Here is a 10,589-nt window from a genome sequence, read left to right as displayed (position 1 = left end):
GTGTCACTGATCGCTTCCGACCAATTCCGCATCGTTGTCGGCCTCGGCAAGAGCGGCATGTCCCTGGTTCGCTTCCTGGCGAACCGGGGCATCGCCTTTGCGGTCGCCGATACCCGCGAGCAGCCGCCGGAACTGGAAACCCTGCGCCGTGAATACCCGCAGGTGGAAGTGCGCTGTGGTGAACTGGACGTGGACTTCCTGTGCCGCGCCAACGAACTCTATGTCAGCCCTGGGCTGGCCCTGGCCACCCCGGCCCTGCAGCAGGCTGCCGCACGTGGCGTGAAGCTGTCCGGCGACATCGAGTTGTTCGCACGGTTTGCCAAGGCGCCGATCGTGGCCATCAGCGGTTCGAACGCCAAGAGCACCGTGACCACACTGGTTGGCGAGATGGCCGCCAAGGCCGGTAAGCGCGTGGCCGTGGGCGGCAATCTGGGCACCCCGGCGCTGGACTTGCTAGACGACGCGGTGGAGCTGTACGTGCTGGAGCTGTCCAGCTTCCAGCTGGAAACCACCGACCAGCTCAACGCCGAAGTAGCGACCGTACTGAACATCAGCGAAGACCACATGGACCGCTACAGCGGCCTGCCGGCCTACCACCTGGCCAAGCACCGGATCTTCCGTGGCGCGCGCCAGGTGGTGGTGAACCGTCAGGATGCCCTGAGCCGGCCGTTGCCGGTCGAAGGTCGTCCATGCTGGACCTTCGGCCTCAATACGCCGGACTTCAAGGCCTTCGGTCTGCGTGAAGTGGACGGTGAAAAGCACCTGGCCTTCGAATTCCAGGCATTGATGCCGGTGCGCGAACTGAAGATCCGCGGTGCCCACAACCAGAGCAACGCCCTGGCCGCCCTGGCCCTGGGGCACGCCGTGGGCCTGCCGTTCGCACCGATGCTCGAGGCTCTGCGCGAATTCACCGGGCTCGCCCACCGCTGCCAATGGGTGCGCGAGCGCAACGGCGTCAACTGGTACGACGACTCCAAGGCCACCAACGTCGGTGCCGCTCTGGCCGCGATCGAAGGCTTGGGCGCAGACATCGACGGCAAGCTGGTGCTGATCGCCGGTGGCGATGGCAAGGGTGCCGACTTCAGCGCCTTGCGCGAGCCGGTGGCGCGCTTCTGCCGCGCGGTGGTGCTGCTGGGCCGTGACGCCGAACGCCTGGCCGAGTCGCTGGGCGAGGGCGTGCACCAAGTCAGGGTCAAGACCTTGGACGAAGCGGTGCAGCAGTGCGCCGAACTGGCCCAGCCTGGTGACGCCGTGCTGCTGTCGCCGGCCTGCGCCAGCCTGGACATGTTCAAGAACTTCGAAGAACGCGGGCGCCTGTTCGCCCAGGCGGCGGGAGGGCTGGCATGATCTTCGGCATCCTCAAGCCTTATCCATCGCCGCTGATCAGCGGCCGTGGCATCGACCTGGACTTCGCCTTCCTCGCCGGTTGCCTGGCGCTGCTGGGCCTGGGCCTGGTGATGATCACCTCGGCGTCCTCGGAAGTCGCCGCGGTGCAGTCGGGCAACCCGCTGTACCACATGTTCCGCCACCTGGTGTACGTGGCCCTGGGCCTGGTCGCCTGCGGCGCCACCCTGCTGGTGCCGATCGCCACCTGGCAGCGCATGGGCTTCATGATGCTGGTCGGCGCCTTCGGCCTGCTGGTGCTGGTACTGGTGCCAGGCATCGGCCGTGAAGTGAACGGTTCGATGCGCTGGATCGGCTTCAGCTTCTTCAACGTCCAGCCTTCGGAGATCGCCAAGGTCTTCGTGGTCATCTACCTGGCCGGCTACTTGGTGCGCCGGCAACAGGAAGTGCGCGAAAGCTGGATGGGCTTCTTCAAGCCGTTCATCGTCTTACTGCCGATGGCCGGCCTGCTGCTGATGGAGCCGGACTTCGGTGCCACCGTGGTCATGATGGGCGCCGCGGCGGCAATGCTGTTCCTCGGCGGGGTGGGGTTGTTCCGCTTCAGCCTGATGGTGGTGCTGGCGGTGCTGGCGGTGTTCGTGTTGGTCCAGGCACAACCCTATCGGATGGCGCGCCTGATCACCTTCACCGACCCGTGGGCCGACCAGTTCGGTTCCGGTTACCAGTTGACCCAGGCGCTGATCGCCTTCGGTCGCGGCGAATGGCTGGGCGTGGGCCTGGGCAACAGCGTGCAGAAGCAGTTCTACCTGCCTGAAGCGCACACCGACTTCGTGTTCTCGGTGCTGGCCGAGGAACTGGGTGTGGTCGGCTCGCTGTGCACCGTGGCGCTGTTCGTCTTCGTCACCGTGCGTGCCCTGTATATCGGCCTATGGGCCGAGAAGGCCAAGCAGTTCTTCGCCGCCTACATGGCGTTCGGCCTGGCCTTCCTGTGGATCGGCCAGTTCCTGATCAACATCGGCGTGAACGTCGGCCTACTGCCCACCAAGGGCCTGACCCTGCCGTTCCTCAGCTACGGCGGCAGCTCCCTGGTGATCTGCTGCGCCTGCGTGGGCTTGTTGCTGCGTATCGAATGGGAGAGCCGCACGCACCTGGGCAGCGAGGAGCACGAATTCAAGGAAAGCGATTTTGCCGAGGAGACCTACCATGGCCGCTGACGGCAAGAACGTCCTGATCATGGCCGGCGGTACCGGGGGCCACGTGTTCCCGGCCCTGGCCTGTGCTCGTGAGTTCCAGGCCCGCGGCTACAGCGTGCACTGGCTGGGTACCCCGCGCGGCATCGAGAACGAGCTTGTGCCCCAGGCCGGCCTGCCATTGCACTTGATCCAGGTCAGCGGCCTGCGCGGCAAGGGCAAGCTGTCGCTGCTCAAGGCGCCGTTCACCCTGGTCAAGGCCGTGCTCCAGGCGCGGCGTGTCATTCGTCAGCTCAAGCCGGCCTGCGTGCTGGGCTTTGGCGGCTACGTGACCGGCCCTGGCGGCGTTGCCGCGCGGCTGTGCGGCGTGCCGCTGGTGATCCACGAGCAAAACGCCCGGGCAGGTACCGCCAATCGGCTGCTGGTGCCGTTGTCGGCCCGTGTCTGCGAGGCATTCCCGAACACCTTCGAGGCCAGCGACAAGCGCCGCACCACCGGTAACCCGGTACGCCCGGAGCTATTCCTGGACGCCCATCGCGAGCCCCTGGCCGAGCGCCGTGCACGCCTGTTGGTGCTCGGCGGCAGCCTGGGTGCGGAACCATTGAACAAATTGCTGCCTAAGGCCCTGTCGGAAGTGCCCGCCAGCGTACGCCCCGAGGTGTTCCACCAGGCCGGCAAGCAGCATGCGCCGATCACCGCCGAGCGTTATCGCGAAGCCGGGGTCGAGGCTCAGGTAGAGCCCTTCATCAAGGACATGGCCCACGCCTATGGCTGGGCCGACATGGTGGTCTGCCGGGCCGGTGCCCTGACCGTCAGCGAACTGGCGGCCGCCGGCCTGCCCTCGGTGCTGGTGCCGTTGCCCCACGCCATCGATGACCACCAGACCCACAACGCCCAATACCTGGCACGTGAAGGCGCCGCCTTCCTGATGCCACAAGCGACAACTGGCGCAGCGCAGCTCGCTGAATGCCTGAACGAGGTGCTGATGCAACCCGAGAAACTCAACACCATGGCCAGCACCGCACGGCGCCTGGCCAAACCTGCCGCAACCAGCACCGTGGTCGATATCTGCCTGGAGGTGGCCCATGGTTGAGAGCCAGAAAGCCATGCCCCAGCCGAAGATGGGCCGTATCCGTCGCATCCACTTCGTCGGTATCGGCGGCGTGGGCATGTGCGGCATCGCCGAAGTGCTGCTGAACCTGGGCTACCAAGTATCCGGTTCCGACCTCAAGGCCTCGCCGGTTACCGAGCGCCTGGAGTCGTTCGGTGCCGAGATCTTCGTCGGCCACCGCGCCGAGAACGCCGCCAATGCCGATGTGCTGGTGGTGTCCAGCGCGATCAACCCGGCCAACCCGGAAGTCGCCACTGCCCTTGAGCGTCGCATTCCCGTGGTGCCGCGTGCCGAGATGCTTGCCGAACTGATGCGCTACCGCCATGGCGTCGCCGTGGCCGGCACTCACGGCAAGACCACCACCACCAGCCTGCTGGCCTCGGTATTCGCTGCCGGCGGACTGGACCCGACCTTCGTCATCGGCGGTCGCCTGACCGCGGCCGGTACCAACGCCCAGCTCGGCACCAGCCGCTACCTGATCGCCGAGGCCGACGAGAGCGACGCCAGCTTCCTGCACCTGCAGCCGATGGTCGCGGTGGTCACCAATATCGACGCCGACCACATGGCCACCTACGAAGGCGACTTCAACAAGCTGAAGAAGACCTTCGTCGAGTTCCTGCACAACCTGCCGTTCTATGGCCTGGCTGTGATGTGCCTGGACGACCCGGTGGTGCGCGAGATCCTGCCGCAGGTCAAGCGCCCGACCGTCACCTACGGTTTCAGCGACGAGGCCGACATCCGCGCCATCAACGTGCGCCAGCAGGGCATGCAGACCCACTTCACCGTGCTGCGCCGTGATCGCGAGCCGCTGGACGTTTCGGTCAACATGCCGGGTAACCACAACGTGCTCAATGCCTTGGCCACCATCGCCATCGCCACCGACGAGGGCATCAGCGACGAGGCCATCGTCCAGGGGCTGTCCGGCTTCCAGGGCGTCGGCCGACGCTTCCAGGTGTACGGCGAGCTGCCGGTCGAAGGCGGCAGCGTGATGCTGGTCGACGATTACGGCCACCACCCGACCGAAGTGGCCGCGGTGATCAAGGCCGTGCGTGGCGGCTGGCCGAGCCGGCGCCTGGTGATGGTCTACCAACCGCACCGCTACAGTCGCACCCGCGACCTGTACGACGATTTCGTACAGGTGCTGGCCGACGCCAACGTGCTGTTGCTGATGGAGGTCTACCCGGCCGGCGAAGAGCCGATCCCCGGCGCCGACAGCCGCCAGCTGTGCCACAGCATCCGCCAGCGCGGCCAACTGGACCCGATCTACATCGAGCGTGGTGTCGACCTGGCACCGCTGGTCAAGCCGCTGCTGCGCGCCGACGACATCCTGCTGTGCCAGGGCGCCGGCGACATCGGTGGCTTGGCCCCGCAATTGATCAAGAGCCCGCTGTTCGCTGGCGCGGTCGCCAGCCCGGAGAAGTCGAAATGAGCAGCGCATACGCCAAGTTGCACTCCACCCTGGACGTGAAGGCCTTCGGTCGCGTCGCCGTGCTGTACGGCGGCAAGAGCGCCGAACGCGAAGTGTCGCTCAAGTCTGGCAAGGCCGTGTTGCAGGCACTGACCGAGGCCGGTGTCGACGTGGTCGGCATCGACGTGGGCGATGACCTGCTGGCTCGCCTGCAGAGCGAGAAGATCGACCGCGCCTTCATCATCCTCCACGGCCGTGGCGGCGAAGACGGCAGCATGCAAGGCCTGCTGGAGTGCCTGGGCATTCCCTACACCGGCAGCGGCATCCTGGCCTCGGCGCTGGCGATGGACAAGCTGCGTACCAAGCAGGTCTGGCAGAGCCTGGGCATTCCGACCCCGCGCCACGCCGTGCTGGGCAGCGAAAACGATTGTGTCGAAGCGGGCACGGAACTGGGCTTCCCTTTGATCGTCAAACCGGCCCATGAAGGTTCCAGTATCGGCATGGCCAAGGTGAACAGCGTCGAAGAGCTGGTCGCCGCCTGGAAGGATGCCGCCAAGTACGATTCCCAGGTGCTGGTCGAACAGTGGATCCGCGGCCCGGAGTTCACCGTCGCGGTGCTGCGTGGCCAGGTGCTGCCGCCGATCGCGCTGGGCACCCCGCACGTGTTCTACGACTACGACGCCAAGTACATCGCCAATGACACCCAGTACCGCATCCCGTGCGGCCTGGACAGTGCCAAGGAACAGGAACTGATCGACCTGACCGCGCGCGCCTGCGATGCCATCGGCATCGAAGGCTGGGGCCGGCTGGACGTGATGCAGGACGAGCAGGGCCGGTTCTGGCTGCTCGAAGTCAACACCGCACCGGGCATGACCGACCACAGCCTGGTGCCCATGGCGGCCCGCGCGGCCGGCCTGGACTTCCAGCAGTTGGTGCTGGCGATCCTGGCTGCCAGCGTCGAGACGCGAGGTTAACAGCCATGCAAGGCGCGATGTTACGTCATCAGCAACCCGCCACCGGCCGTAGCAAGCCGGTGCCGCGTGGTGCCAGCCGACTGGTGGCCAAGGAGCCAATGTCGGCGCGCCTGCCCAAGGCCAACTTCAGTGTGTTCAAGCGCCTGCTGTGGCCGGTGCTACTGGTGGCCGCGGGCTTCGGTGCCTATGAAGGTGCCGTGCGCCTGATGCCGTACGCCGACCGGCCGATCACCAAGATCGCCGTGCAGGGCGACCTGAGCTACATCAGCCAGCAGGCGGTGCAGCAGCGGATCGCGCCCTACGTGGCCGCGAGCTTCTTCAGCGTCGACCTCACGGCGATGCGCACGGAGCTCGAGCAGATGCCGTGGATCGCCCACGCCGAAGTCCGTCGTGTCTGGCCGGACGAAGTGGTGATCCGCCTGGAAGAACAGTTGCCGGTGGCGCGCTGGGGCGACGAGGCCCTGCTCAACAACCAGGGGCAGGCCTTCACCCCGCGCGAGCTGGCCAACTACGAGCACCTGCCGCAGCTGTTCGGGCCGCAGCGTGCTCAGCAACAAGTCATGCAGCAGTATCAGGTATTGAGCCAGATGCTGCGCCCCTTGGGCTTTTCCATCGCTCGCCTGGAGCTGCGCGAGCGAGGCAGCTGGTTCCTGACCACTGGCGCGGGCAGCGCCGGGCCCGGAATCGAGCTGCTGCTGGGGCGCGACCACCTGGTGGAGAAGATGCGCCGTTTCATTGCCATTTACGACAAGACACTCAAAGAGCAGATCACCAACATTGCCCGCGTTGATCTGCGGTACGCCAACGGGCTTGCCGTTGGCTGGCGGGAACCGATTGCACCGACGACGGCCCAACCCGCCGTTGCGAAGAATTAGAGAGAGGCAGGACCATGGCAAACGCGCATAGCGGCAAAATGATCGTCGGGCTGGACATCGGCACCTCCAAGGTGGTGGCGCTGGTGGGTGAAGTGGCCGACGACGGCTCCCTGGAAATCGTGGGGATCGGCACGCACCCATCCCGCGGCCTGAAGAAGGGCGTGGTGGTGAACATCGAATCGACCGTGCAGTCGATCCAGCGCGCCGTGGAAGAGGCGCAGCTGATGGCCGGCTGCCGGATCCACTCGGCGTTCGTCGGTGTCGCCGGCAACCACATCCGCAGCCTGAACTCCCACGGCATCGTTGCCATCCGCGACCGCGAGGTGAGCACCGCCGACCTCGAGCGCGTACTCGACGCTGCCCAGGCCGTGGCCATTCCGGCCGATCAGCGGGTGCTGCACACCCTGCCGCAGGACTACGTGATCGACAACCAGGAGGGCGTGCGCGAGCCCCTGGGCATGTCGGGCGTGCGCCTGGAGGCCAAGGTCCACGTGGTCACCTGTGCAGTCAATGCCGCGCAGAACATCGAAAAATGCGTGCGCCGCTGCGGCCTGGAAATCGACGACATCATCCTCGAGCAACTGGCGTCGGCCTACTCGGTGCTGACCGATGACGAAAAAGAACTGGGCGTGTGCCTGGTGGACATCGGGGGTGGCACCACCGACATCGCCATCTTCACCGAAGGCGCGATCCGTCACACCGCGGTGATCCCGATCGCCGGCGACCAGGTGACCAACGACATCGCCATGGCCCTGCGTACCCCGACCCAGTACGCCGAGGAAATCAAGATCCGCTACGCCTGCGCACTGGCCAAGCTGGCCGGCGCTGGCGAGACCATCAAGGTGCCGAGCGTGGGCGATCGTCCGCCGCGCGAACTGTCGCGCCAGGCCCTGGCCGAGGTGGTGGAGCCCCGTTACGACGAGCTCTTCACCCTCATCCAGGCCGAGTTGCGTCGCAGCGGCTACGAGGACCTGGTGCCGGCCGGCATCGTCCTCACCGGCGGCACCGCGAAGATGGAAGGCGCCGTGGAACTGGCCGAGGAAATCTTCCACATGCCGGTACGCCTGGGCGTGCCGCACAGCGTTCGGGGGCTGAGCGATGTAGTACGCAACCCGATCTATTCCACCGGCGTGGGCCTGCTCACCTATGGCCTGCAAAAGCAGACCGAGGACCTGCCCTTGACCGGCAACAGCAGCAACAACAGCTATGGCGATGAACCGAAGGCCCCGGTGCTTGAGCGATTCAAGCGTTGGGTCCAGGGCAACTTCTAAGTTTCAAAGCAGTAGTGGTAGGCGCAAAAACTAGAGAACTGTAAGGAGAGGGAAAATGTTCGAGCTCGTAGACAACGTCCCGCAAAGCCCGGTCATCAAAGTGATCGGCGTCGGCGGTGGTGGCGGCAACGCCGTCAACCACATGGTCAAAAGCAACATCGAAGGCGTCGAGTTCATCTGCGCCAACACCGATGCACAGGCGCTGAAGAACATCGGCGCGCGCACTATCCTGCAATTGGGTACCGGCGTTACCAAGGGCCTGGGTGCAGGTGCCAATCCGGAAGTCGGCCGCCAGGCCGCGCTGGAAGACCGTGAGCGTATCGCCGAAGTGCTGCAGGGCACCAACATGGTGTTCATCACCACCGGCATGGGTGGCGGTACCGGTACCGGTGCTGCGCCGATCATCGCCGAAGTGGCCAAGGAAATGGGGATCCTCACCGTTGCGGTAGTGACCCGTCCGTTCCCGTTCGAAGGCCGCAAGCGCATGCAGATCGCCGATGAAGGCATCCGCATGCTGGCCGAGAGCGTCGACTCGTTGATCACCATCCCCAACGAGAAGCTGCTGACCATCCTGGGCAAGGATGCCAGCCTGCTGTCCGCCTTCGCTAAGGCCGACGACGTACTGGCCGGTGCCGTGCGCGGTATCTCCGACATCATCAAGCGCCCTGGCATGATCAACGTCGACTTCGCCGACGTGCGCACCGTGATGGGCGAGATGGGCATGGCGATGATGGGTACCGGCTGCGCCAGCGGCCCGAACCGTGCCCGCGAAGCCACCGAGGCGGCGATCCGCAACCCGCTGCTCGAGGACGTCAACCTGCAAGGCGCCCGCGGCATCCTGGTGAACATCACCGCAGGCCCGGACCTGTCCCTGGGCGAGTACTCCGACGTCGGTAGCATCATCGAGGCCTTCGCCTCCGACCACGCGATGGTCAAGGTCGGCACCGTGATCGACCCGGACATGCGCGACGAACTGCACGTGACCGTGGTGGCCACTGGCCTGGGCGCGCGCATCGAGAAGCCGGTCAAGGTCGTGGACAACACCCTGCAGAACGCCCAACAGGCGTACGAGGCGTCCATCCCGGCACCGGCTCGCCAGGAGCAGCCAGCAGTCAACTACCGTGACCTGGAGCGTCCGACCGTGATGCGCAACCAGGCCCATGGCGGTGCTGCCGCAGCAGCTAAACTCAACCCACAGGATGATCTGGACTACCTCGACATCCCGGCGTTCCTGCGTCGCCAGGCCGATTAATGGAATTTATCAGGGGTATAGGGGTGATTGGTGTTCAGCAAAGGCCGGGTCTGTTATCATCCCCAGCCTTTGTTGATACCTGTTCGCAATTTGCGCTGAAGCGGCCAATGCCATGATTAGACAACGCACCCTGAAGAATACCATCCGTGCCACAGGTGTCGGCCTGCACTCCGGGGAGAAGGTCTACCTGACCCTCAAGCCAGCGCCTGTGGACACCGGCATCGTCTTCCGCCGTGCCGACCTCGACCCTGTCGTCGAGATCCCGGCGCGCGCGGCCAACGTCGGCGAGACAACCATGTCGACGACGCTGGTCAACGGTGACGTAAAGGTCGATACGGTCGAGCACCTGCTCTCCGCCATGGCGGGCCTGGGCATCGATAACGCCTACGTCGAGCTCTCCGCCTCGGAAGTACCGATCATGGATGGCAGCGCGGGCCCCTTCGTATTCCTGATTCAATCCGCCGGCCTGGAAGAACAGGACGCAGCCAAGAAGTTCATCCGCATCCTGCGCGAAGTGACGGTGGAGGAGGGCGACAAGCGCGCCACCTTCCTGCCTTTCGACGGGTTCAAGGTGAGCTTCGAGATCGACTTCGATCATCCGGTACTGCGCAACCGGACCCAGAGCGCCAGCGTCGACTTCTCCAGCACGTCGTTCGTGAAGGAAGTCAGCCGCGCCCGTACCTTCGGTTTCATGCGCGACATCGAGTACCTGCGCAAGCACAACCTTGCGTTGGGCGGCAGCGTGGAAAACGCCATCGTGGTCGATGAGGACGGCGTGCTCAACGAAGACGGCCTTCGTTACGAAGACGAATTCGTCAAGCACAAGATCCTCGACGCCATCGGCGACCTCTACCTGCTGGGCAACAGCCTGATCGGCGAGTTCAAGGGCTACAAGTCCGGACACGCGCTGAACAACCAGCTGCTGCGCAAGCTCATTGCCGAGAAAGACGCCTGGGAAGTGGTCACTTTCGAAGATGCCAGCACGGCACCGATCTCCTACATGCGCCCTGTTGCGGCCGTGTAAGTTCGAACACTCTCTAGTTCATTGAGGCCACCTTCGGGTGGCCTTTTTTATGGTGCGCCAGGCATGGCGCGTTGCGCGCAAGCGCAACCTGCTTGGCTGTGGTGGTCGAGTGGGTGACTTGGAGGTGAAAGTCCTCTACA

The 10,589-nt window shown here is 65.1% G+C and carries 9 protein-coding genes; all 9 read left to right on the top strand.

The features are described from left to right. The 9 genes from murD to lpxC all read left to right on the top strand — a co-directional run bounded on the left by murD (position 1) and on the right by lpxC (position 10,449). The gene (gene murD, locus IRZ56_RS07370) at positions 1-1,347 is read left to right on the top strand and encodes a UDP-N-acetylmuramoyl-L-alanine--D-glutamate ligase (protein ID WP_196144349.1); all 1,347 of its coding nucleotides are present in this window, start codon (positions 1-3) and stop codon (positions 1,345-1,347) included. Continuing rightward, complete coding sequence (gene ftsW / locus IRZ56_RS07365; RefSeq protein WP_230381251.1) at positions 1,344-2,558, top strand: putative lipid II flippase FtsW; 1,215 nt, start codon at positions 1,344-1,346, stop codon at positions 2,556-2,558. The genes murD and ftsW overlap by 4 nt, the downstream gene beginning before the upstream one ends. Continuing rightward, positions 2,548-3,627: an undecaprenyldiphospho-muramoylpentapeptide beta-N-acetylglucosaminyltransferase gene (gene murG / locus IRZ56_RS07360; RefSeq protein ID WP_196144348.1), complete on the top strand. Its 1,080-nt coding sequence runs from the start codon at positions 2,548-2,550 to the stop codon at positions 3,625-3,627. The genes ftsW and murG overlap by 11 nt, the downstream gene beginning before the upstream one ends. Next, a complete protein-coding gene (gene murC / locus IRZ56_RS07355; protein ID WP_196144347.1) occupies positions 3,620-5,074 on the top strand; it encodes a UDP-N-acetylmuramate--L-alanine ligase in 1,455 nt (484 codons plus the stop codon). Before murG ends, murC begins: the two co-directional genes overlap by 8 nt. Further along, entirely contained in the window at positions 5,071-6,027 is a 957-nt protein-coding gene (locus IRZ56_RS07350) for a D-alanine--D-alanine ligase (protein WP_196144346.1), read from the top strand. The genes murC and IRZ56_RS07350 overlap by 4 nt, the downstream gene beginning before the upstream one ends. A gap of 5 nt (positions 6,028-6,032) precedes the next feature. After that, a complete protein-coding gene (locus IRZ56_RS07345) occupies positions 6,033-6,902 on the top strand; it encodes a cell division protein FtsQ/DivIB (protein WP_196144345.1) in 870 nt (289 codons plus the stop codon). A 14-nt stretch (positions 6,903-6,916) separates the two neighbouring features. Then, positions 6,917-8,173 (top strand): cell division protein FtsA, encoded by a 1,257-nt coding sequence (gene ftsA / locus IRZ56_RS07340; RefSeq protein WP_084857289.1) that lies wholly within the window; start codon positions 6,917-6,919, stop codon positions 8,171-8,173. Between the two features lie 55 nt (positions 8,174-8,228). After that, positions 8,229-9,425, top strand: coding sequence for a cell division protein FtsZ (gene ftsZ / locus IRZ56_RS07335; RefSeq protein ID WP_084857291.1), 1,197 nt, complete (start codon positions 8,229-8,231; stop codon positions 9,423-9,425). A 112-nt stretch (positions 9,426-9,537) separates the two neighbouring features. Beyond that, entirely contained in the window at positions 9,538-10,449 is a 912-nt protein-coding gene (gene lpxC, locus IRZ56_RS07330) for a UDP-3-O-acyl-N-acetylglucosamine deacetylase (protein WP_070092350.1), read from the top strand. Positions 10,450-10,589: the final 140 nt, after the last annotated feature.

Origin of the sequence: Pseudomonas guariconensis (assembly GCF_015680235.1) — a bacterium.
Taxonomy (GTDB): domain Bacteria; phylum Pseudomonadota; class Gammaproteobacteria; order Pseudomonadales; family Pseudomonadaceae; genus Aquipseudomonas; species Aquipseudomonas guariconensis_A.
Note: the sequence above shows the minus strand (reverse complement) of the source record. Positions and strands in the feature narration are given on the sequence as shown.